We start from the raw sequence: 22,021 nt of genomic DNA, 5'->3' as shown, positions 1-22,021 counted from the left end.
GCCCGAGCGACAGCGGCACCACGATCATCAACCGCTGCTGGGCGCGCTGCTGATTCTCGAACTGGCCGCCGAAGACGACGCTGTAGCCCGGCGGCAGGTCGATCTCCTCGGCGATGCGCCGGTCGATCTCGGCGACCAGGGTTGTCCGGCGTGCTGGCTGGCAACCATCTTCAGGATGCACTGAGCGTGCGAGTCTTCCGTTTCGCGTCAGATCAGTGCGCATCCTCCGGCGCGGCATCCCGATCGGCGGTTGTCTCCGGCATCTCGAACGTCAGGGTGGCCTGCCGGACACCGCGGCCGAAGAGGCCGCTGACCTCGAATCGCAGGCCGTTCCACCGGACTTCATCGCCAAGCACCGGCGGGCGACCCAGCTCGCTTAGGATCAGCCCGGAGACGGTGTCGATCTCGGGGTGCTCGAGCTCGCGCCCGATCAGGTCGCCGAGGGTGTCCAGGCGCACCGTGCCTTGGACCTGGTAGCCCGCGGTGCCGACCGGTAAGACATCCGGGACGTCCTCGACACCCTCCTCGATATCTCCGACGGCCTCGGCGCAGATGTCTTCCATGGTGAGGATGCCCGCGGTCCCGCCGTGCTCGTCCATGACCACGATCATCTGGTTGTGCACCCGGTCCATTGCTGCGAGGACATCGTCCAAGGTCGCGGTTTCGGGCAGGTAGGCGGTCTCTCGGACCACCGCGGGATCGAGGCCCGCGCCGGCGCGCAGCAGTGCCATCAGATCCTTGATGTGAATGGTCCCGATGATCTGGTCGAGACTGCCCTCGTAGACCGGGTAGCGGGTATGGCGATGCCGATGCAGGATCTCGCGGAGCATGGCGTCGGTTGCCCCGACCGGGATCCCGCTCGCGCGCACCCGCGGCACCATCGCCTGCACCGCGGCGATCTCGCTGAAATCGGCAAGCTCGAGGAAGATCCGACCGCTCTCCTCGCTCAAGAGGCCGCTCTGTTGGCTCTCGCGGGCGAGCGATTCCAGCTCGTCCTGGCCCAGATAATGGGCCGCGCTGCGCCCGCGTTTGAAGCCGACCAAGCCAAGCAGGAGGTTGCCGGTCAGATTGAGCACGCGGACCAAGGGATAAAGGATCAAGCCGATCACAATCATGGGTGGGGTCACCCACATGGCGACGGTCATGGGCCGGGTCAGCGCAAGCGCCTTGGGGACCATCTCGCCCAAGACGATATGCAGATAGGTGATCGCCGTGATGGCCAGCACCGCCGCGAGCCCGTGCGCCGTCACGAGCGCGCCTAGGTCGGTGAATCCCGCGAGAAGAAGCCATTCCTCGAAATACCCGGCCAGGGTGTGCTCGCCGTACATCCCCAGACCCAGGCTTGCGAAGGTGATGCCGAGCTGGGCGGTGGCGACATAGCGATCGAGTCGCGCCGGGTCGTCGAGGATGCGGGCGATGCGCCGTGCGAGCGCATCGCCCGCCTCCGCACGCGCGGCCATCGCTGCGCGCGAGGTGCCGATGATGGCGAACTCGGCGGCGACAAAGAGTCCGTTGAGGGCCACCAAGGCCATGATGACGATCAGGACGATCCAGAGCTCATGCATGCTCGTCTCCCGATGCGCCGCCGACGACACGAACCATGACGGATGCGATCGCCGGTCCGTCCATCTCCTCGATCTCGAACGCAAGGCCGATCACCTCCAGCCTGTCGCCCGCCTCCGGGATGTTGCCGAGCTGCTCGAGCAACCAGCCGGCGAGGGTCTCGGCTTGACTGTCGTGCCAAACAGCCGGGTCGGTGTAGGGGCGTGCCCAATCGATCGCTTCATCGAGCGGGAGACGTCCGGGTAGGCGCCAACGGTCGTCGTCGAGCTGCTCGGGGGCAAGCTCGCTGTTGGATTTGAACTCGTCGGACAGCTCGCCGATCAGCTCGCGCACGATGTCTTCCAGGCTGATGAGACCCTCGACGTCGCCGTACTCGCTCACCACCAGTGCAATGCGGGCGCGTCGATCGCGCATCTGCCCCAGCACCCGATCCAGGGTCAAGCGGTTCGGCAGCGCCAGGAGCGGGCGGACCAGAGGCTGTAAGGCGAGGATCTCGCGCCCGCCGGCCGTCGCGATCGCCAGATCCTTGACATGGATGAAGCCGCGCACGTTGTCGAGCCCGTCCCGATGGACCACCAGGCGGGTGTAGGGCGACGCGTCGATCTCGGCCAAGAGTTGATCGAGCGGAGCAGCCAGATCCAGACTCGCGATCTGTCGCCGAGGCACCATGAACTGACGCACCGTGTGGCGGCTCAGGCGCAGCACCTCGCGCAGACGCTTGCTCGCCTTGGCCTCCAGCATCCCGCCTTCGTTGCTTTCGCGGATCAGCAGCTCGATCTCGTCCGGAGAATGGACATGCCGATGACTGACCTCCGGGTCGATGCCGAACCGTCTCAGGATCAGGTTGCCGCTCCCGTTGAGCAGTCCGATGAAGGGATGAAACAAGACCAAGGACCAGCGCATCGGCAGGTAGGTGTACATCGCCGTCCCGACCGGGTATTGCAGGGCGACCGTCTTGGGGATCAGCTCCCCGAGCACGACCTGGGCCGAGGTCAGCACCACCAGTACGATGGTCGCCGACAGGGCGTAGGCGCCCACCGTCTCCATCCCCCAATCCGAGACCAGCCGTGCACCGAGTGCCAGTCCGATCGTCGCCTGTCCGAAGGCGCCGAGGATGAGGCTGGAGAGCGTGATCCCGATCTGGCAGGTGGCGATATAGCGATCCAGACGCGTCGTGTCTTTGACGATGGGTAAGAGTGCCGCCGCGAGGCGATGACCCTGTCGGGCAAAATGCTCGACGCGACTGGCCCGAGCACCCACGATCGCGAACTCGGCCGCGACATAGAGTGCGTTGATCAGGATCAGAATGCCGACGACGAGAAACATCCAGAGGCTCATCGGACGGCTCCGGCAGGTCCTGGATGCGGTCTCGAAGGGCGAGACGCCGGATCGGTCGGGCGCTGTGGGGTGGGGATCAAGCCTGGACTGTGGGGGTCCGCGGAGTCGGCATCGTCGGGCTCGCCGACAGCGAGCAGGGGTGTGTGGTTCATGTCCGGGAGTATATCAGGCCAGCATCGGGGGCAAGCGTCGTCGTGTGTGCAGCCGAATCGGCCGAATGCGGCTCCGGCCGATCCGAGCGCATGGCTTCAGGATCCGGCGCCTGACTGTTTCGACAGTGCGCGCCCGTCCAGGAACTGCAAGGTTCCCACCCCCAGCAGGCCGCCGATGACCATGACCAGGTAGATGACGGTGACCGGCTGTTCCATCAGGGCAAAGCCCAAGAGGCCGAGGCCGGCACTCAGCTCCAGGAGTCCGTTCGGCCAGCGCACCATCCTGCGCGGGCCGACCGTGACCGCGCCCTTCGGCGTGCGCACGAAGGGGCTGCGATAGCCGAGCAGGGCCTCCAGGCCGGCGCGGGCGTTGGAGAGGAGAAGCCCGGTGGTCAGGAAGAGCGCAGCGAAGACCTCGGTCGCCGTTGCACGGGCTCCGGAGCGGATGCCGGCAAGCGTCAGAAAACCGATGGGTGCGGCGAAGCCGAGCATCGAGGTAAGGATCGCGACCCGTCCCAGCGCATCCCCGGCGACCGCCGCACCGGCGATGAAGGGCAGCCCCAAGATCACGCAGGCGGCGCCGATCAGGAACGCCAGGGGTTGGCCGAGCTGAAAGCTGATCATGACCTTTTGCCAGCGCGACAGTACGGGACTGGCCCAGATCGTCGGCAGCAGCTTGACGAAACACTGGGCGAATCCCTTGGTCCAGCGAAACTGTTGCGTCCGCCAGGCGCGCACCGAGACGGGCAGCACGCCGGGGACCGGGAGGTCCTTCATGAACCCTGAGCGCCAGCCGCGCAGACGGGCACGCAGACTCAGGTCCAGATCCTCCGTGAGGGTGTCGCCTTGCCAGCCGCCTGCGTCATCGATCGCACGGCGACGCCAAACACCGCAGGTTCCGTTGAAGGGGACCGGCAGACCCAGGCGCCAACGCGCCTCCTGCTCGACCTGGAAGTGCGAATCGAGCAGGCGCGCCTGCGTGCGGGTCAGCAGACTGTCGTCGCGGTTGATGTGCGCCCAGCGGGCTTGGACGTAGGCGAGATCGGGCTGCGCGAGCAAGGGGTCGATGGTTTTGCGCAGGAAATCCGACGGCGGCATAAAATCGGCGTCGAAGATGGCCACGAACTCCGCATCCGAGCGCTCGAGGCCGGCCGCCAGCGCACCGGCCTTGAAGGCGGTGCGTTTGATCCGATGCAGGAGCTCGATCTGGACACCTTCGCGGCGCAGCTTGGCGACGGCCCGCTGGCTGAGCGACAGCGAAAACTCGTCGGTACTGTCGTCGAGCACCTGGATCTGCAAACGGTCTCTCGGCCAATCCAGGGCCATCACGGCCTCCAGGACGCGATCGACCAGCTCGCCCTCGTTGAAGAGCGGGAGCTGAACCAGCACCGTCGGGAGCGGGCTGCCGGTCGGTGCCGTCGCGAGGAGACGTCGGGCCGGCATCAGCAGACGCGCGAGCATGAGTCCGAGAAGATTGAGCGATGACATCGCCAGGAGGATCAAGCCAAGCGTCAGGAGCAGCTCGACAATCGGTTCCGCTGCGAGCATGTGAATATGTCCGTAGGATCTGAATCGGTTATAAGGATTAGGTTGGCCGGTCGGCCGGCGGCGAGGGCAACGGGGCGAGCGTATGGCCAAGACCCCGGCAAGGACGTCTCGATTCGGGTCGCGGGTTCGGATCCTTCGCCGACCATCCGACTGATCGGCGGCTCCGGTCGTACGCGCGACAGGATAGAGCGAGCTGTATCGCGACGGCAAGAGCCGCATTGCGTTGCGTGTCTCGCTCGCTTCGCGAACCGCCGTCGGGCGACGAAAGGGCGGATGCGAACGGGGTCCAGGCATTAGAATCAGGTTTTCGAATCAAGCCGCTATCCTCCGCGCAGGCACCGGACATGCTCGATCTCATGCAGCAGATCGCCGTGCGTTTCGCACCGGCGCGCGCCTTCTTCATCGGCCTCTCCGTTGTCGGAGCCCTGGCCGCAGGGGTCTCTTTGGTCGCATTCGAGGCGGCGGAGGGGGACTTGGTCCTATTTCCCGCCTTGGTCGTACTCCTGTGGGCCGTGCTGGGGGTGGTCTTCATCGATCTGTTTGCCCGTATACCGAGGGTCCCGGAGGCGGGTGGCGGCTGGCGCCGGTGGATGCGGGGGATGTTGCGAAGGCTCTACTGGCTTCTTGCCATGGGCTTCCTGATCCTGGGCCTGATCGCCGTAGATGTCAGTTTCTCCATCGCGCGCGAGTGGATGAACGACAGGACGCCGATCGGTCTAGCCAGGTGAGGACTCCGGCCTACGCCGCGTGCGGCGTAGGCCGAATCTTCGGATCAGCCTTCGACCTGCTGAATGCCGGCGATATGCCAGTCGCCCTCGGCGCCGTCCCAGCGATGCTGGACATGCCAGATCTCGCTGAACGCATCGGCCGCGCCCTTCTCGTCCTCGCGGATCAGGCCGGAGAAGAGCACGCTCGCCACGACGAGATCCCCCTCGCGACGCACCCCGATCAGCTCGGCGTTCAGACGCACGACCTCGGTGGATTGGCTCCCTTCGGTCTTCAGACGCTCGCGCTGCAGATCCGCGAAGAGCTCGGGCGTCATGTACTCGCGGATGCCGTCGAAATCGGCTTGGTCCCAAGCCGCCTGAAGATTGATGAAGTGAGACTTCGCACCTTCCAGGAAGCCGGCGCCGTCGAACCAGCTCGGTGACTGGTTGTCGCCGGCCACCGGACCGCCCTGAGCGCCCATGCCGGGGTGAAGGATGCCGCTGTCTGCCTGTCCGCGGCGCTCGTAGGCCGGAGCGGATCCGGCGTGGGTGAACCCGCCGCCCACACCGGCCGCGGCCATCGCCGGTTTGGCCTGGTTACGCTTCCACATGCGAAACAGCATGAAGCCCCCGACCGCAAGCAGCGCGATCAGAAGGAAGTCCATGATCTGGAACCCCTCGAAGCCGTCGCCGAAGAACATGGAGGCGAGCAGACCGCCGGCCGCAAGACCGGCCAAGGGTCCGAGCCAGCGGCTTGCACCGCTCGCCGGGCGTTGGCCGGCAGCGGCTTGCGCGGCATTGGGCTGGGCCGGACGTTGCGCCGTCGCGGCGGGCTGGGTCTGGCGTTGCATCCCGCTGGACTGCTTGCCGAGGTTCATGCCGCCGCCGAGGCGCTTGGCCTCGACATCGCCCGGGACGGAAAGGACGGTGACCGCAATCATGGCGATGGCCGCGGTCATGAGTGTTTTGAATCGCATGCGAGTCGGGACTCCTCGGTGGGTGAGTTGACGTGATGACTGTAGCTATTCGGAACTCGACGCTAACCCTTTAGGATCCGGGCTGCGCCGCGAAAAACAATTCGAACCTGACCGCCCCAAACGCCGGAATCACCGAACCTCGGCATGTCCGGTACCGCGCGGATCGCTCGCGGCCTTCACCTGCCCGTTCGCACGATCCCAGAGGATCGCCTGCATGTTTCCGACGGGGCGGATCAGCAGCTCGAGGCGGTGTCCCATCGCGGTGACATCGCGCTGTTCGGTGGGGCTCAGTGCACCCGACTCGAACTCGAGTCGGTCCGGAAGATACTGATGGTGGATCCTGGGTCGCGCGATCCAGTCCTCGAGCGGGACCCCGTCGACGGCTCCCAAGATGCCCTGCAGCACCATCGTAATGATACGGCTGCCGCCGGGTGTGCCCAGGATGACGACCGTCTCGGGCGACTCGAGAAAGGTCGGCGACATGCTCGAGAGCATGCGCTTGCCGGGGGCGATGGCGTTGGCCTCTCCGCCGACCAGCCCGTAGGCGTTCGCCACACCGGGCTGTGCGGAAAAATCGTCCATCTCGTCGTTCAGCAAGACACCCGTACCCGGCGGGACGAATCCGGAGCCGAACGGATAGTTGATGCTGAGTGTCCCCGCAACCCGATTGCCCTCGCGATCGAGGATCGAGAAATGGGTGGTGTCGCGGCCTTCGGATGCGGCCGCATCGGTCTCGGCGGCCGTGCTCGGCGTGGCACGGGTCGGATCGAAATCGCGAATCAGGCCGGCCGCATAGTGCGGATGGGTCAGACGCTCGATCGGCATCTCCACGTGATCGGGGTCGCCGAGATAGCGGGCGCGGTCGCGATAGGCGCGGCGCATCGTCTCGACGAGCGCATGGACCCGCTGGGTGTCGGATTCCGGCTGGGGCTCGATCGCGGAGAGCATGTTGAGGATCTGGACCAGCAGCACGCCCCCGGAGGAGGGCGGCGCGGCGCTGACGAGACGCCAGCCGCGGAAGTTCGCGACGATCGGCTCGCGCTCCACGGCACGGTATTCGGCAAGGTCCTCGAGCGTCCAGATCCCGCCCGCGGCACGCACGCCGGACACCAGGCGCTCCGCGGTCTCGCCGGCATAGAAGCCCGCATGGCCGCCGCTTGAGAGTCTCTCCAGGGTGTCGGCGAGATCCGGCTGACGCAGACGATGTCCGCGCGGCGGCACCTCGTCGTCGACCAAGAACTGCGCGGCGGCTGCCGGCGAGGTCCGCAGTGCGGGTAGACGCCATGCGGCGACGCGCCGATACCCGTCGCCGATCTCGAACCCGTCGCGTGCGAGACCGATGGCCGGAGCCAGTGTCTGCGCCAACGGCAGGCGCCCGTAGCCCTCTGCGAGTTGTACGAGCGCGGCCGGTGTGCCGGGGATACCCGCCGACAGGGGTCCGACGAGTGCGGACTCGGGGACGAATTGACCGGCCCCGTCTAGAAACACGTCGCGATGTCCCGCCAGCGGCGCACGTTCGCGTCCGTCGAGCATGGTCTCGCGGCAGTCTTTCGCGCGATGAATCAGCCAGAAGCCGCCGCCGCCGATCCCGGAGCCGTAGGGCTCGACCACGGCCAAGGCGGCACTGACCGCGACGGCGGCATCGAAGGCGTTGCCACCGGCGTCGAGGATCTTCAGTCCGGCCTCGGTTGCCAAGGGGTGCGCAGAGGCGATCGCGGCTTGATCGGGACGGACCTGCGTTCCGTCACAGGCGGCGCGGGCCCCCGCAGAGACAAGCAGGAGCGCCGCAATCCAGACGCCGCCGCGCCACGGGGCGCGACGGGCTGCGGCGCTTCGGGCGACGTCAGCTTTCGCCGGTGATGCGCTCATACTTGGCCCGAAGCTCCTCCTCGGTCTCCTCGTGATCCGGGTCCTTGATGATACAGTCGACGGGGCAGACCTCGACGCACTGCGAGGTCTCGTAGTGTCCGACACATTCGGTGCAGAGCGAGGGTTCGATCACGTAGATCTCGTCGCCTTGGGAGATGGCGCCGTTCGGGCACTCGGGCTCGCACACGTCGCAGTTGATGCACTCGTCGGTAATAATCAGGGACATGAAATCGCTCCTGGTCGAGGGGGTTAGGTTGGCTGAACCCAAAGGGCTGTATGGGGATGCGCGGATCTTATCCAAACCGCTCGTTCAGTGCAGCCTGCACCGCAGGCGCCACAAAGGTCGAGACATCCCCGCCGAGCCGTGCGATCTCGCGTACCAGCGAGGAGGAGATGTAGGAGTAGGTCTCGGCCGGCGTGAGAAACAGGGTCTCGATGTCCGGGGCCATGCGTCGGTTCATGCCGGCCAACTGGAACTCGTACTCGAAGTCCGAGACCGCGCGCAAGCCGCGCATAATGACACTGACGCCGAGTTGTCGGGTGAATTCCACGAGGAGCCCCTTAAAGGGAACCACCTCGACGTTCTCGCGCGGCCCGAGCGCCTCTCGAACCAAGGCCACACGCTCGTCGGTCGAGAACAGGGGCGCCTTGCCCGTATCCACGGCCACGGCCACGATCACACGGTCGAACAGTCGCGCGGCACGCAGGATCAGATCGGTATGGCCATTGGTGACGGGATCGAATGTCCCCGGATAAACCACGCGTCGCAAACCCGTTTCCTCGCTCGGATGAAGGGCCCGGAGCCCCCGGGCCGTCGGCGGCCCGCACAATACCACAGCGCAGCCTCGGGTAGGAGTCAGGCGGCTTCGGCATCCGAGCCGACGACAACGAGCCCGTAGCGCACCTGCCCGGCCGTCTTGTCCCGAACGAAATCCCAACCCGCCGGCAGATCCGGAAACCCGCTGCGCGCCGGGGTCTCCAAATAGACGCGACTGCCCGGTTTGAGCCAGCCCCGGCGGGTCAAGCGCTCGATGGCGGGCGCCCAGAGTGCCTCTGCGAAGGGCGGGTCGAGGAAGACGATATCGAACGGCGGGCCGGAGCCTTCGAGCCAGCGGAGCGCATCGCCGTGCAGGATCCGCGTCTCTTCGGCGCCCAGTCGACGGGCGTTGGCTTGAAGCTGGCGCACGACCGCCCCGGATTGCTCGATCAGGACGACCTCGCCCGCGCCGCGCGAGACGGCCTCGAATCCCAGCGCGCCGCTTCCCGCAAAGGCGTCGAGACAGCGCGCACCCGGAATCACGGGCGCCAGCCAGTTGAACAGGGTCTCGCGCACGCGATCGGACGTCGGTCGCAGCCCGTTCTCGCTCGGGATCGGCAGGCGGCGGCCGCGATAGCGACCGCCGATGATCCGCAGCTCGCCTCTAGCCTTCGGCACCGACACGCGCGGTCTGCTCGGTGCCGCCCCCGACCACCACGACGGCCAGCCGATCCGGATGGAGCCGACGCGAAAAGGCATCCTTGATCTGCTCGACCGTCACCGCCTCGATGCGGTCGGTGAAGCGGTCGAGATAGTCCAGCGGCAGGTCGTAGAAGCCGATCACGGCGAGATACCCGACGATGTCGGAGTTGCTTGCGATCCGCAACGGGAAGCCGCCGGTGATGTTCTTCTTCGCCGCGGTCAGCTCAGCCTCGCTCGGTCCCGATTCGATGAAGCGGCGCAGGGTGTCGAGCATGACCTCGCGTGCCTGGTCGGCCTGATCGTTCTTGGTCTGCAGGCCCATCAGGAAGGGGCCGGGCTGGGCCAAGGGCAGGAAATAGCTGTAGGTGCTGTAGGAGAGCCCGCGCTTCTCGCGGATCTCCTCCATCAGCAGGGAGACCAAGCCGCTGCCCCCGAGGATGTGGTTGCCCACGTAGAGTGTGAAATAGTCCGGGTCGCCGCGACGCATGCCGGGCTGGCCCGCCACCACGGTGGTCTGGCTGGACGGGAAGGTGATCTGCTCGGTCACCGCGGCATCCAGATCCGCTACGCCCGGCAGCGGCGCCAACCGCTCGCCCTGCGGAAGACCGGCGGTGATGCGGTCGGCGAGCGCCTCGGCTTGCGCACGGTCCAGCGCACCGACGATCGCCACCACTGCGTTGGCCGCCGTGTAATGGCGCCGATGGAAGTCGACCAGATCGTCGCGCGTGATCGCCGCGACCGTCTCGGCCGTGCCGGACGGGTCCGCCGCGTAGGGATGATTGCCGAAGATCTTGCGATAGAGCGCCTTCTGCCCGACGGTGCGCGGAGACTCTTCGTCCTGACGCAGCGCGATGAGCCGATTGCGGCGCTCCCGTTCGAGATCCGCATCGGCAAAGGTCGGGGCGCTCACCAGGGTCGCGAGCGTCTCCACAGCCGTGTTCATCGCCGGCTGGCGGGTCAGTGTACGCAACGACACCGAGGTCTTGTCGCGATCCGCGCTTGCGCCGAGCTTGGCGCCGACGTCCTCGATCCGCACGGCGATTGTGTCGGCGTCCCAGTCACCGGCGCCCTGCGTCAGCATATCCGCCGTCATGGACGCCAGGCCCGAGCGTTCGCCGTCGCGGGCGCTGCCGGCATCGAAGACCAGATTCACGTCGACCATCGGCAGCTCGGGCGAGGCGACGAAGAGCACGCGGGCGCCGCTCGCGGCCTGCCAGGTCTGGATTTCGGGCGCGGCCTGAAGGGTCCCGGCGGCGCACAGCAGGAGTGCGCTCGACCAGACGGAGAATCGGCGGGGATCAGTGCACATTGGTCTGCATCTCCAGCGCGACCGGTGCGCGCGCGGTTTGGTTGTCGTCCATCGGTTGCGGATCAAGCACGCCGACGGTGAGCTTCTCGGGGACTAGGTACTTTTGCGCAACGGCGCGGACCTGCTCCGGGGTGACCGCCGCAAGTTTGTCGAAATAGGTATCGGCGAGCTCCCAACCCAGGCCGACCGTCTCCAACTGGCCGAGGATCATGGCCTGGTAGAAGAGGGAGTCGCGCTCGTAGACCTTGTCCGCGATCAACTGATTGCGCACTCGCTCCATCTCGCGCTCGTCCACGAGCTCGGCTCGGACGCGCTCGATCTGCGCGAGCAGCGCCGCTTCGACCTGCTCGATGGTTTTGCCCTTGGCCGGAACGCCGCTCAACATGAACATGCCGGGCAGGCGACCGAAGGCGCTGTAGCTCGCGCTCGCCGAGGACGCGACCTGGCTGCCGCGGACCAGCTCACGCTCCAGGCGGGTACTGCTCCCGCCGTCCAGGACCGAGGTCAAGACCTCGAAGGCGTAGGGCTCCCACGCCTCTTCGGCATCGATCAGGGCCGGCGCCTTCCAGCCCATCAGGAGATAGGGCTCTTGTGCGGGCGCCTTCACGACCATGCGTTTCGTCCCCAGCTGCTCGGGCTCCGGCTGCATCTTGGGTGGGCTGATGCGCTCGGGCTCGAGCGGACCGAAGTGTTTCTCGGCCAATCGAAAGACCTCCTCGGGGTCGACGTCGCCCGCGACGACCAGGGTCGCGTTGTTCGGGGCGTACCAGAGACGGTACCAGTCGCGCAGGTCCTCGACGCTCGCCTGATCGAGATCGCCGGCCCAGCCGATGACCGGGTTGCGGTACGGGGAGGCGACGTAGGCGACGGCGTTGAAGCGCTCGAAGGCGAGCGATTGCGGGTTGTCGTCGGTGCGGGTGCGCCGCTCCTCCTTCACGACCTCCAGCTCCTTGGCGAACTCCTCGGCATCCAAGTCGAGATTGCGCATGCGCTCGGCCTCGAGCTCGAAGGCGATCTCCAGGCGGTCGTTCGCGAGCGACTGAAAATAGGCGGTGTAGTCACGCCCGGTGAAGGCGTTCTCCTCCCCGCCGTTCTCGGCGATGATGCGCGAAAACTCGCCCGGGGCGAGCCGCTCGGTGCCCTTGAACATCATGTGCTCGAGCAGGTGCGACACGCCGGTGATCCCGCCGTACTCGTAGCTGGAACCCACCTTGTACCAGACCTGCGAGATGAGGATCGGGGCGCGTCGGTCCGGCTTGACCAGGACCTTGAGGCCGTTGTCGAGTGTCCGTTCGTAGACGGTTTGGGTCGCTGCCGGCGCAAGGGCGGGCAGAGAAAGGATCAAGCTTAGAAGAATTCGGTGCATGGAGACTCCGGTCGGATGCAATCGGAAGGCGGAAGAACCCCGCTACAGGGAATGTAGGGGCAGAGCCGGGCCTTGGTAGTTCTCGGAGATGACGGTTTGTTAAGGCCGGGGTTGCCCCGGCCCAAGGGGGTGATGTTCGGGCGAGCCTCGGGCGATCTCGTCGCGGCGATCTGATAGCATTGCGTCCACACGGGCGGAGCGGCCTCTTCTGCGGTCGTGTCGCAGTACCCGTCGCATATTCGACGGATCGCTCGCCTACCCCTCGCCGTTTCTCTCCCCCTTCAGGCATGTCGTTATGTTCGGTTTCGGAAAAAAGCACAGGAAAGCCGCGTTGCCGGAGTCGGATCAGTCGGCTGCGGCCGAGCCGTCGATCGAATCCGGTGGGGCCGGCGCGTCCGACCCGGCGGCGGTAGCCTCGTCGGCTCAGATCGAGCGCGGCGTGGCTCGGGTATCTCCGGATCCGATCGGCGTTGCGCAGCTCATGCCCACCGCGGAGCCGGTCCATGCCGAGCCGGTCGAAGCCGAGCCGCGCGCGAAGCGGGGCGGGTGGTTTCGTTCCAAACCTCGGGCGGGCGAGGCCGAGACGCCGCTTCCGCCGCCGGCTGTCGAGGCTCGCGCCACCGAACCCCGTGTTGCTCCCGCGCCGGCCCGGATTCAGGAAGAGCCGACGGAGAAGAAGTCCGGCGTTTTCTCGCGACTGCGCGAACGCCTGACGCGGACCCGCGAGACGCTCGGCGACGGCCTCGGAACGCTCTTCATCGGGCGCAAGCGTATCGACGACGATCTCATGGAGGAGCTGGAAACCCTGCTGCTCACGGCGGATGTCGGTGTCCCCACGACCGCCCGCATCATGGAGGATCTGGCGAGCCGAGTGAAGCGCAAATCGCTCGCCGATCCTCAGGCATTGCTCCGAGCGCTCAAGGGCGAGCTGCGAAGCGTCCTGCAGGCGGCCGATGCGCCGGTCCGTCAGCCTGCACCCGGTCGCCCCCAGGTGATCCTCATGGTCGGCGTCAACGGCGCGGGCAAGACGACCACGATCGGCAAGCTCGCCAAGCGGCTCCAGGAAGAGGGCAACAGCGTCATCCTGGCCGCCGGGGACACCTTCCGCGCGGCGGCGGTCGAGCAGCTCCAGACTTGGGGCGAGCGCAACCGGGTCAGCGTGGTCGCGCAGCAGACCGGGGCGGATTCGGCATCAGTGATCTTCGATGCCCTGCAGGCGGCCACGGCCCGCGGAGCCGATGTACTGATCGCCGATACGGCCGGTCGGCTGCACACCAAATCCAATCTCATGGAGGAGTTGGCCAAGGTCGCGCGGGTCATGAAGAAGATCGACCCCGAGGCGCCCCATGAGGTGATGCTGGTCGTGGATGCCACGACCGGTCAGAACGCCCTCAGCCAGGCGACCCACTTCCATCAGGCGATCGGCCTGACGGGGATTACGCTGACCAAGCTCGACGGCACCGCAAAGGGCGGAATCCTCTTCGCGATTGCGGACCGTCTGAAGGTGCCCATTCGTTTCATCGGCGTCGGCGAGACGATCGACGATTTGCGCCCCTTCGATGCCGATGAATTCCTCGATGCCTTGCTGAGCTGAGGAGGCGGGGCCGTGATCTCCTTCGAGCATGTCTTCAAACGCTATCCGGAGCGCGGCGAGGCCCTGAGCGACCTCAGCTTCGAGATGCAGGCCGGCGAGATGGCCTTCCTCACCGGGCATTCGGGCGCCGGCAAGAGCACCCTGCTGCGTCTGATCGGCTTGCTCGAACGACCGAGTCGCGGCCAGGTGATCGTCAACGGGCGCAATCTCGCCGCCTTGCCGCGACGCAAGATCCCGTATCACCGGCGCGAGGTCGGCATGATCTTTCAGGATCATCGGCTCCTGCCGGATCGCAGCGTTTTCGACAACGTGGCCCTGCCTCTGGTGGTCGCCGGTCTCGGGCACAAAGAGATCGGTCGACGCGTGCGTGCCGCGCTCGATCAGGTGGGCCTGCTCGCGCGCGAGCGCGCCACGCCGGTCGCGCTCTCGGGCGGCGAGCAGCAGCGCGTCGGTATCGCCCGCGCCGTGGTCGGGCGCCCGCCGTTGGTGCTCGCGGACGAGCCGACCGGAAACCTCGACCCCGACCTCTCGCGCGAGATCTTCGGGCTCTTCGAACGTTTTCACCAGGTCGGCGTGACCCTCTTGATCGCCACCCACGACCTGGGTCTGGTCATGTCCATGCCCTATCGAACCATCACCCTCGCCGACGGGCGACTGGCCAACGACTCGGGGACCTGGTGACCATGGCCAAGCCCAAGCTCAAGCGAAAGCCCAATACGGCCAAGCGCAAACCGCACCGCCGCAGCGGTCCCCGCCTGCTGGACATGCCCGGCCTCTGGGCGAATAGACATCTGCAGAGCGCGGTTGCGACCCTGGGCCGCCTCATGCGCACGCCGCTGCCGACGGGGATGACGGTCGCGGTGATCGGGATCTCGCTGGCCCTGCCCGCCGCGCTCTTCGTCGTGACCGAGAACCTGCGCACCATGGCCGGCGGTTGGGATCAGGCCGCGGCCATCTCGCTGTTCCTCAAACAGGACGTCGACGACGCCGGGGCGGCACGGCTCGCCGAGCAATTGCGCGCTCGACCCGAGCTGGCTCAGGTCCATTTGATCAGCCGCGAGCAGGCCCTCAACGAGTTTCGGGCGCTCGGCGGATTCGAGGACGCCCTCTCGCAGCTCAAGAGCAACCCCTTGCCGGCGGTCCTCGCGCTTTACCCGCAGGCAGCCTCCTCCGCGCCCGAGCGGCTTCAGGCGCTTCACGACGAGGTGATGACCTTGCCGGAGGCCGATTTCGCCCGAATGGATACCCTCTGGCTGCAACGTTTCCAGGCGATCCTCGACCTGGCTCAGCGCGCGGTTCTGCTGCTCGGCGGGTTGTTGGGTGTCGGCGTCCTGCTGATCGTCGGCAACACCATCCGGCTCGAGATCCTGAACCGGCGCATCGAGATCGAGATCATGGAGCTGGTCGGTGCGACGGGGGCCTTCATCCGCCGTCCTTTCCTCTATGCCGGGGCTTGGTACGGGCTGCTCGGCGGTCTGACCGCCTGGTTCCTCGTCACCATCGCGGTGATCCTGCTGCAGCAGCCCGTCTCGCGTCTGGCGACCCTCTATCGCAGCGAGTTTCCGCTCACCGGTCTCGGCCCCTTGGCAATGCTGGTGATCTTCTCCGGGAGCGTGCTCTTCAGCCTGATCGGCAGCTGGATCGCCGTGAACCGTCATTTGCGCGGTGCTGAGCCGGGCTAAACCGCGTCTCGAGCGGGATGCTCGGTGGTTGGGTTGGATCGGCGACGGTGGGAACCATCAGCGTCCGAGCCGACACGCTTTAAAGTAATTCATTAATAGTCTAAACCGCGCCGGCTCCAACGGTCGTCAAGTCTGCCGGGGCCGATCCCATCCAAAAACATCGCATGCCGCGCCGGGCGCGGTTTAGATCCGACTCACACCTCGAAGCCAAACTAGGACGTTTTCCCCGATGTCGACCGCGACCGCGCGACCGCGCGTCAGATTGCCGCAGCTCACCCTCGTGCAGCGCACGGGACTGCTTCTGGGCTCGATTGCATTTGTCGTCCCGCTCCTGATCGACATCCCGGGCCTGGAGCCTGCCGGGCATCGGATGCTGGCGATCTTTCTGCTCGCGATCCTCTTCTGGGTCTCGGAGGCGATCCCGCTCTATGCGACGGCCGTGCTGGTGATCCTGCTGCAGGTCTTGATGCTCTCGGATCAGGCGCTGGTCGGCGGCGTCGGAACTCTGCCTCCCGCGGCGACCTACTTCGCCACCTTGGCGAATCCGGTCATCATCCTCTTTCTCGGCGGTTTCCTGATCGCGGACGGCGCCCACAAGTTTGGACTCGACCGCAGCCTTGCGGCCGTGATGCTGCGGCCCTTTGCCGGCAACGCCAGACTCTCGCTGCTCGGGCTCATGATGATCACGGCGCTGCTGTCGATGTTCGTCTCCAACACGGCGACCACCGCGACCATGTTTGCGGTCGTTATCCCGATCCTGGCCGCGCTGCCGCAAGGACGCGCGCGCACCGGGGTGGCCTTGGCCATTCCGGTCGCGGCGAACGTCGGCGGGATCGGCACGCCCGTGGGCTCCCCGCCGAACGCCATCGCGTTGGGTGCGCTCGAGGCGTCGGGGCAGGGCATCTCGTTCATCGGCTGGATGCTCTTGGCGGTGCCGCTGATGGTGGTCGTGCTCTTGTTCGCCTGGTGGTTCCTGACGCGCCGATACATCGCTGCGGACACCCCGCTCGCGCTCGAGCTCTCGGCCGACTTCGACCGCTCCCCGGCCGCAGTGATCTTCTACGTCATCGCCGGCGCCACCGTTCTGCTCTGGTTGACCGAGCCCTTCCACGGCATCTCCTCCTCGACGGTCGGTTTTCTGCCGGTGGTCGCGCTGCTCGCCACGCAGGTCATGGGCGCCGAGGACATCAAGCGCCTGCAATGGCCGGTGCTCTGGCTGGTGGCCGGGGGAATCGCCCTGGGGGCAGGCATCGGCGCAAGCGGGCTGGATGTTTGGCTGATCGGACTGGTCGCTTGGGAGGCCCTGCCGCTGACGCTCCTGCTGCTCCTGTTGGTGGGCGTCTCGGTCGGACTCTCGACCGTGATCTCGCATTCGGCGGCGGCGAACCTGCTGGTGCCCCTGACCCTGAGCCTGGCGATCGGGCTGCCGATCGACCCGACCGCGGTCGGCGTGATGGTCGCGCTCGCCTGCGCACTCGGCATGGCCTTGCCGATCTCCACGCCGCCGAACGCGATCGCCTATGCGACCGGCGAGGTACCGACCTCCGAGATGATCCTCAGCGGGGTCGTCATCGGCGGCTTCGGGGCGCTCGTGCTGGCGCTCGTCATGCCGTCGGTTTGGAGTGCACTGGGTCTGCTATGACCGAACTCTTCGATCGCGCCGGTCATGAAGGCTCGCGAGCGGGCGATCGGCTCGCCCCGCTCTGTGTTCTGATCGTGGCGCCCCCGTCTTTGGCCGCTTCGATCGCGGAGGAGGTGGCCCGCGGGTTGACCGACATCGCGGAGGTGGTCTGCGCGGACGATGTCGCTGCGGCCTGTGCGCAGGTGAGCGCACATCCGGAGCGCGTCGTGCCGCTGGTGCTCATGACGGCCTCGCCCGCGTCACCCGGGTCATCCGATTCAATCGATGCGCGAATCGAGACCCTGGACGAGCAGGCGGTCCTGCGCCGAGCAAGCGTCCTGCTGCTGACCGACCGAGCGCGTCACGATGACGTGTTCCTGTCGGTCGACCGGGACCGGCTGCATGCCGTGATCACGATGCCGGGGTCACCCGGCATCCTGGCCTGGCAGGCGCGCGCGCAAACGGTACGTTGGCTCAGCTCGCACCGACCGACCGACCCGCGCACCCGGGCGCTCGTGGCGGCCGACGGGCGGCCGGTCGCGCAGCCCGAGAGCGACCTGCTGCGTCTGCTCGAGCTCGACACGCAAGAGGTGGCGACCCAGCTGCTCGCCGGGATCGAGCGCGTCCTGGGTCCGCGCCCGCGTCTGCTCCTGCCGGCCGGCACACGCCTGATCCACGAGGGCATCGACGTGGACGCCGTGCTGGTCGTGCTGCGCGGCCGGGTCGCGCTCGATCATGCCTCGGCCGGCGGCGATCTGCGGCTGCACCACGACTCGACCGGGTCGGTGGTCGGCCTGCTGTCGTTGGCTCAGCAGCAGCGCGCCTTCTTCACGGCGCGTGCGACCACCGAGGTCGAGGTCGTGCATCTGTCCTTCGAGCAGCTCGATCGCGCGCTGGCCGTGGATGCCTCGCTCGGCGCGGCGATGGCGGCGGTCTCCATCCGCGCCCTGGCCAAACGGCTGCGTCGCGCCGATCAGCTCCAGGTCGAGAAGACCCAGCTCAACCATGTCCTGGAGCGTGAGCGCCGGCAGCTCTCCGAGGCGCTGCATCTGCTCGAGCAGGCCCGCTTGGATCTAGTCGAGCAGGCGCGCTACGCCACGCTCGGCGAGATGGCGGCCGGAATTGCCCATGAGCTCAACAATCCGGTCGCGGCGATGCTGCGCGCGACCACCTATGTCGGCGAGGATCTGGAGCGTGTGCTCGCGAGCCATCCGCAAGGCCGGCTCGCAAGCGAGATCTTTGCGGCCGAGCGTGACCGCGCCCCGCGCAGCACACGCGAAGAGCGCGCGGCGCGTCGGCATCTGGAAGCGGCGCTCGGCGATGGCGCTCTGGCGCAACGTTTGTTCGATGCCGGGATCGAAGATCCCGAGCGGGCGCGTGCCCTCGCCGCCGATCCGCCGAGCCTCGATCTGGTGGAGGCGGTCGCCGGGATCGGCTCGGCGGTGCGCAACCTCGAGGTCGCCTCCCGGCGGATGTGCGAGCTGGTGACCAGCCTGCGCGCTTACGCCCGCCCCAAGGGCGAGCCGGTCGCCGAGATCGAGCTGCATGCGGGTCTCGAAGACACGCTGCGTCTTATGGCGCACCGGCTGCGCGATGTCGAGATCGAGCGCAGCTACGGCGATCTGCCCCTGATTCGCTGTCACCCCGGCGAGCTCGAGCAGCTTTGGACCAACCTCTTGGTCAACGCGCGCGACGCACTCGGGGACGGCGCCGAAGGATGCGGGCGCATCGCATTGATCACGGATGCGCCCGACACGGCGCACGTGCGTGTGCAGATTCGCGACAACGGGCGCGGGATCGATCCGGAGGTCCTGCCGCGGGTCTTCGAGCCGCGCTTTACCACCAAGCAGGGTGCCGTCCGCTACGGGCTCGGGCTCGGGCTCGCCATCGCGCGGCGGATCGTGGATGCTCACGGCGGGACGATCGAGCTGAGCTCGCGCCCCGGCGATACGCAGGTGACCATCACGCTGCCGGTGGCCGGTCCGCCGGACGACGAGGACATCGAGACATGAAGCTGGCACTGTTGATACTGGAGGACGAGCGCCCGGTCCGCGAGGCGCTCAGACGCGATCTGGCGTCGTTCGCGCGTCATGTGCGCATCGAAGAGGCCGAGGACGTGCCGACCGCGCTGGAGGTGATCGAGGAGATCGACGCGGCAGGCGATCGGCTCGCACTCGTGATGGCCGATCACCGTTTGCCCGGAACGAGCGGTGTCGACTTTCTGATCGGACTCGCGGCCGAGGATCGGACCGCAGCGGCGCGCAAGATCCTGGTCACGGGCCAAGCCGACCAGGACGATACCATCCGCGCCATCAACGAGGCCGGACTCGACCGCTATGTCGCCAAACCCTGGCAGGCGGATGCCTTGTGCGACATGGTCCGGGACCAGCTGACCGCGTTTGTCGTCGCGGCGGGTGTGGATCCCTTGCCCCACCTCGCCGTCCTGGACGCGGAGCGCGCGCTCTCGATCGTACGCGAGCGCGGGGATCTTTGAGTCTGAAGCCAACGGGACGCGGAGGCTTGCACGACTCCGCACCTTTAGCGCGCATACCTCGCAGGCATCCTGTCGAATGGAAACCACGTCTACGCCTTGAACAGATCCCCGAGATTAAATCCCGTGATTGTTCAGGGTGAAATCTAGCGCTCGAGCGTCTCCGAAAGATCTTTCGAAAATCACAATACCCTGTTTCTATTTTCGATTTTTAATCATCAGTGCTGACAATGAAATTAATCGGAACATACGATCTTGATTTTGACCGCCCCTGTCTTGCCGAATCCACAAACCTCTCCTAGAGTCTGGTGAACTTTTGTCGCGGTCCGGGCTCCAAAACCCCGCCGAAAGTGCTGGCAAAATCCCGAGCGTACTGCTAGGATATTTTCCAAGGTAAATAACTCAGGTATTGGATCATGGCCAAAGACTTCGCTCTCATGCCGACGGGTACTATCGACTCCTACATCAGCGGCGCCTACCAGATTCCGGTCCTGACCCCGGAAGAGGAGAAGTCGCTCGCGATTGCGCTGCGCGATCATGGCGACATGGACGCGGCGAAGCGGCTCGTTACCTCTCATCTGCGTTTCGTCATCCGCATTGCCCGTGGCTATCTCGGTTACGGTTTGCCGCTGCCGGATCTGATCCAGGAGGGCACCGTGGGGTTGATGAAGGCGGTTCGCCGTTTCGAGCCCGACATGGGCGTGCGTCTCGTCTCCTTCGCCGTGCACTGGATCCGGGCGGAGATCCACGAATACATTCTGCGGAACTGGCGGATCGTGAAGGTCGCGACGACCAAGGCCCAGCGGAAGCTTTTCTTCAACCTACGCAGCGCGAAGAAGCGTCTGGGATGGTTCACAAAGGACGAGGTCGAGGCGGTTGCTGCCGATCTGGGTGTGAAGCCCGAGACCGTCCTGCAGATGGAATCGCGCTTGGCCAATCAGGATCTGTCGTTCGACGGGTTGGAAGACGATGACGACGACGCGCCTTCCGCGCCGTCGACCTATCTGCCCGATATGCGGATGGAGCCCGCCAAGCTGCTCGAGCGGCAGGACACCGAGCGCGACCAACATCATCGCCTCTATTCCGCGCTGAAAGGTCTGGACGAGCGCAGCAAGACGATCCTGCGCGAGCGCTGGTTGTCGGAGAAGAAGCAAACGCTTCACGAGCTTGCCGAGCAGTTCGGCGTGTCCGCCGAGCGCATTCGCCAGATCGAGAAGAATGCGATGAAGAAGCTGAGACTCCAGCTCGAGGTGTAAGATGGTCCGCAAGCCGAGGTCGCAGCTTGCTCCGGCGAGCGCGTCCTCGGGCCCGTGACCCGAAGACGGTCTGCCGTCCGCTATCCGCAACCGCAACCGTGCATACCTGATCCAAGGCGGTGGTCACCTCAACGGTGTCCGCCGCCTTTTTGTTTGGCCCATCTTATGATGAAAGCACCCGACATCTTCTCCCACCGCAAGCATTGGGCCTACAAGCTGGGGACCGCCCCGGAGCTGCCCATGTCGCGCGCCGAGATGGATCTGCTCGGCTGGGACAGCTGCGACATCGTGATCTTGACGGGGGATGCCTATGTCGACCATCCCTCGTTCGGGATGGCCATCATCGGGCGACTGCTCGAGGCGCAGGGCTTTCGGGTCGGCATCATCGCCCAGCCGGACTGGACCTCGGTCGAGGATTTCCGACGCCTCGGACAGCCGAACCTCTTTTTCGGCATCACGGCCGGGAACATGGACTCGATGGTGAACCGCTACACCTCCGATCGGCGACTGCGCTCGGACGATGCCTACACGCCGGACGGTGCCGCGGGCCGCCGCCCCGACCGTTCGGTGACCGTTTATGCCCAACGCGCACGCGAGGCATTCAAGGGCGTGCCCATCGTGATCGGGGGCATCGAGGCGAGCCTGCGTCGGATCGCCCACTACGATCATTGGTCCGAGCAGGTCCGTCGCTCCGTGTTGGTGGATGCGAAGGCCGATCTCCTCATCTACGGCAACGCCGAGCGCGCACTGGTCGAGCTGGCGCATCGCCTGGCGCGCGGCGAGCCGATCGAGCAGACCCGCGATCTGCGCGGGACTGCCTTCATGACGCGCGGCCGCCCGGATGACTGGGCGGAGATCGATTCCAGCGGACTCGATCGACCGGGCCGAGTGGATCCGCATCCGGATCCGTACGCAGTCGCCTCGAAGGAGACCGACCCGAACGCCTACCCGTCGACCCCCGACGGGGCACAAGTCATCCGGTTTCAGCCGCGCCCGCAACGCACGGATCGGGCCCGTACGGTGGTGCGCCTGCCGTCCTTCGCGCAGGTCAGGGACGACCCGGTGCTCTACGCCCATGCCTCGCGGGTC

At 66.4% G+C, this 22,021-nt stretch carries 19 protein-coding genes and 1 pseudogene; 9 read left to right on the top strand and 11 right to left on the bottom strand.

Annotation, left to right across the window (positions count from 1 at the left end):
- The 4 genes from VLR48_RS17860 to VLR48_RS17845 all read right to left on the bottom strand — a co-directional run.
- A partial coding sequence (locus VLR48_RS17860) for a hypothetical protein (protein WP_325293082.1) occupies positions 1 to 223 on the bottom strand: 223 nt, incomplete at its 3' end.
- Positions 213 to 1,565 (bottom strand): hemolysin family protein, encoded by a 1,353-nt coding sequence (locus tag VLR48_RS17855; protein ID WP_325293081.1) that lies wholly within the window; start codon positions 1,563 to 1,565, stop codon positions 213 to 215. The genes VLR48_RS17860 and VLR48_RS17855, both read right to left, overlap by 11 nt.
- Entirely contained in the window at positions 1,558 to 2,901 is a 1,344-nt protein-coding gene (locus tag VLR48_RS17850) for a hemolysin family protein (RefSeq protein ID WP_325293080.1), read from the bottom strand. Before VLR48_RS17850 ends, VLR48_RS17855 begins: the two co-directional genes overlap by 8 nt.
- A 248-nt stretch (positions 2,902 to 3,149) precedes the next feature.
- The gene (locus VLR48_RS17845) at positions 3,150 to 4,601 is read right to left on the bottom strand and encodes a glycosyltransferase family 2 protein (RefSeq protein ID WP_325293079.1); all 1,452 of its coding nucleotides are present in this window, start codon (positions 4,599 to 4,601) and stop codon (positions 3,150 to 3,152) included.
- Positions 4,602 to 4,945: 344 nt separating this feature from the next.
- On the opposite strand from VLR48_RS17845, the gene VLR48_RS17840 reads away from it, so the two are divergent.
- Positions 4,946 to 5,329 (top strand): hypothetical protein, encoded by a 384-nt coding sequence (locus VLR48_RS17840; RefSeq protein WP_325293078.1) that lies wholly within the window; start codon positions 4,946 to 4,948, stop codon positions 5,327 to 5,329.
- Between the two features lie 44 nt (positions 5,330 to 5,373).
- Here VLR48_RS17840 and VLR48_RS17835 read toward each other — a convergent pair whose 3' ends face one another.
- From VLR48_RS17835 to VLR48_RS17805, 7 genes are all read right to left on the bottom strand, one after another.
- On the bottom strand, positions 5,374 to 6,285 hold the full coding sequence (locus tag VLR48_RS17835) for a Tim44 domain-containing protein (RefSeq protein ID WP_325293077.1): 912 nt from the start codon (positions 6,283 to 6,285) through the stop codon (positions 5,374 to 5,376).
- Positions 6,286 to 6,414: 129 nt separating this feature from the next.
- Entirely contained in the window at positions 6,415 to 8,154 is a 1,740-nt protein-coding gene (gene ggt, locus VLR48_RS17830) for a gamma-glutamyltransferase (RefSeq protein ID WP_325293076.1), read from the bottom strand.
- A complete protein-coding gene (locus VLR48_RS17825; protein ID WP_325293075.1) occupies positions 8,129 to 8,380 on the bottom strand; it encodes a YfhL family 4Fe-4S dicluster ferredoxin in 252 nt (83 codons plus the stop codon). Before VLR48_RS17825 ends, ggt begins: the two co-directional genes overlap by 26 nt.
- 67 nt (positions 8,381 to 8,447) lie before the next feature.
- Positions 8,448 to 8,924 carry a pantetheine-phosphate adenylyltransferase gene (gene coaD, locus VLR48_RS17820; RefSeq protein WP_325293074.1) on the bottom strand — a complete coding sequence of 159 codons (477 nt, stop codon included), beginning with the start codon at positions 8,922 to 8,924 and terminating at the stop codon, positions 8,448 to 8,450.
- A gap of 86 nt (positions 8,925 to 9,010) precedes the next feature.
- Positions 9,011 to 9,589, bottom strand: a complete 579-nt coding sequence (rsmD, locus tag VLR48_RS17815; RefSeq protein WP_325293083.1) for a 16S rRNA (guanine(966)-N(2))-methyltransferase RsmD — start codon at positions 9,587 to 9,589, stop codon at positions 9,011 to 9,013.
- Positions 9,576 to 10,922, bottom strand: coding sequence for a pitrilysin family protein (locus VLR48_RS17810; protein WP_325293073.1), 1,347 nt, complete (start codon positions 10,920 to 10,922; stop codon positions 9,576 to 9,578). Before VLR48_RS17810 ends, rsmD begins: the two co-directional genes overlap by 14 nt.
- Positions 10,912 to 12,288, bottom strand: coding sequence for a pitrilysin family protein (locus VLR48_RS17805; protein ID WP_325293072.1), 1,377 nt, complete (start codon positions 12,286 to 12,288; stop codon positions 10,912 to 10,914). Before VLR48_RS17805 ends, VLR48_RS17810 begins: the two co-directional genes overlap by 11 nt.
- Before the next feature lie 295 nt (positions 12,289 to 12,583).
- On the opposite strand from VLR48_RS17805, the gene ftsY reads away from it, so the two are divergent.
- The 8 genes and pseudogenes from ftsY to VLR48_RS17765 all read left to right on the top strand — a co-directional run.
- The gene (gene ftsY / locus VLR48_RS17800; RefSeq protein ID WP_325293071.1) at positions 12,584 to 13,882 is read left to right on the top strand and encodes a signal recognition particle-docking protein FtsY; all 1,299 of its coding nucleotides are present in this window, start codon (positions 12,584 to 12,586) and stop codon (positions 13,880 to 13,882) included.
- Between the two features lie 12 nt (positions 13,883 to 13,894).
- Complete coding sequence (ftsE, locus tag VLR48_RS17795; protein ID WP_093037945.1) at positions 13,895 to 14,563, top strand: cell division ATP-binding protein FtsE; 669 nt, start codon at positions 13,895 to 13,897, stop codon at positions 14,561 to 14,563.
- 2 nt (positions 14,564 to 14,565) lie between these two features.
- Positions 14,566 to 15,564 carry a permease-like cell division protein FtsX gene (gene ftsX / locus VLR48_RS17790; protein ID WP_325293070.1) on the top strand — a complete coding sequence of 333 codons (999 nt, stop codon included), beginning with the start codon at positions 14,566 to 14,568 and terminating at the stop codon, positions 15,562 to 15,564.
- Positions 15,565 to 15,793: 229 nt separating this feature from the next.
- Entirely contained in the window at positions 15,794 to 17,206 is a 1,413-nt protein-coding gene (locus VLR48_RS17785; RefSeq protein WP_325293069.1) for a DASS family sodium-coupled anion symporter, read from the top strand.
- The gene (locus tag VLR48_RS17780; protein ID WP_325293068.1) at positions 17,203 to 19,197 is read left to right on the top strand and encodes a sensor histidine kinase; all 1,995 of its coding nucleotides are present in this window, start codon (positions 17,203 to 17,205) and stop codon (positions 19,195 to 19,197) included. Before VLR48_RS17785 ends, VLR48_RS17780 begins: the two co-directional genes overlap by 4 nt.
- Entirely contained in the window at positions 19,194 to 19,679 is a 486-nt protein-coding gene (locus VLR48_RS17775) for a response regulator (protein WP_325293067.1), read from the top strand. The genes VLR48_RS17780 and VLR48_RS17775 overlap by 4 nt, the downstream gene beginning before the upstream one ends.
- A 413-nt stretch (positions 19,680 to 20,092) precedes the next feature.
- Complete coding sequence (rpoH, locus tag VLR48_RS17770) at positions 20,093 to 20,932, top strand: RNA polymerase sigma factor RpoH (RefSeq protein ID WP_093037964.1); 840 nt, start codon at positions 20,093 to 20,095, stop codon at positions 20,930 to 20,932.
- 165 nt (positions 20,933 to 21,097) lie between these two features.
- Positions 21,098 to 22,021 (top strand): annotated as a pseudogene (locus VLR48_RS17765) (YgiQ family radical SAM protein); the annotation flags it as partial.

The organism is Thiocapsa sp., from assembly GCF_035467215.1.
Taxonomy (GTDB): domain Bacteria; phylum Pseudomonadota; class Gammaproteobacteria; order Chromatiales; family Chromatiaceae; genus Thiocapsa.
This window is presented reverse-complemented; position numbering and strand designations above follow the sequence as displayed.

What these genes read in the sequence shown, in the direction of transcription:
- VLR48_RS17825 (WP_325293075.1), bottom strand. Translation starts at nt 8,380, where the DNA reads ATGTCCCTGATTATTACCGACGAGTGCATCAACTGCGACGTGTGCGAG.
- VLR48_RS17835 (WP_325293077.1), bottom strand. Translation starts at nt 6,285, where the DNA reads ATGCGATTCAAAACACTCATGACCGCGGCCATCGCCATGATTGCGGTC.
- VLR48_RS17845 (WP_325293079.1), bottom strand. Translation starts at nt 4,601, where the DNA reads ATGCTCGCAGCGGAACCGATTGTCGAGCTGCTCCTGACGCTTGGCTTG.
- ggt (WP_325293076.1), bottom strand. Translation starts at nt 8,154, where the DNA reads ATGAGCGCATCACCGGCGAAAGCTGACGTCGCCCGAAGCGCCGCAGCC.
- VLR48_RS17810 (WP_325293073.1), bottom strand. Translation starts at nt 10,922, where the DNA reads ATGTGCACTGATCCCCGCCGATTCTCCGTCTGGTCGAGCGCACTCCTG.
- VLR48_RS17850 (WP_325293080.1), bottom strand. Translation starts at nt 2,901, where the DNA reads ATGAGCCTCTGGATGTTTCTCGTCGTCGGCATTCTGATCCTGATCAAC.
- VLR48_RS17780 (WP_325293068.1), top strand. Translation starts at nt 17,203, where the DNA reads ATGACCGAACTCTTCGATCGCGCCGGTCATGAAGGCTCGCGAGCGGGC.
- VLR48_RS17855 (WP_325293081.1), bottom strand. Translation starts at nt 1,565, where the DNA reads ATGCATGAGCTCTGGATCGTCCTGATCGTCATCATGGCCTTGGTGGCC.
- VLR48_RS17785 (WP_325293069.1), top strand. Translation starts at nt 15,794, where the DNA reads ATGTCGACCGCGACCGCGCGACCGCGCGTCAGATTGCCGCAGCTCACC.
- VLR48_RS17775 (WP_325293067.1), top strand. Translation starts at nt 19,194, where the DNA reads ATGAAGCTGGCACTGTTGATACTGGAGGACGAGCGCCCGGTCCGCGAG.
- VLR48_RS17805 (WP_325293072.1), bottom strand. Translation starts at nt 12,288, where the DNA reads ATGCACCGAATTCTTCTAAGCTTGATCCTTTCTCTGCCCGCCCTTGCG.
- VLR48_RS17840 (WP_325293078.1), top strand. Translation starts at nt 4,946, where the DNA reads ATGCTCGATCTCATGCAGCAGATCGCCGTGCGTTTCGCACCGGCGCGC.
- rpoH (WP_093037964.1), top strand. Translation starts at nt 20,093, where the DNA reads ATGGCCAAAGACTTCGCTCTCATGCCGACGGGTACTATCGACTCCTAC.
- ftsX (WP_325293070.1), top strand. Translation starts at nt 14,566, where the DNA reads ATGGCCAAGCCCAAGCTCAAGCGAAAGCCCAATACGGCCAAGCGCAAA.
- ftsY (WP_325293071.1), top strand. Translation starts at nt 12,584, where the DNA reads ATGTTCGGTTTCGGAAAAAAGCACAGGAAAGCCGCGTTGCCGGAGTCG.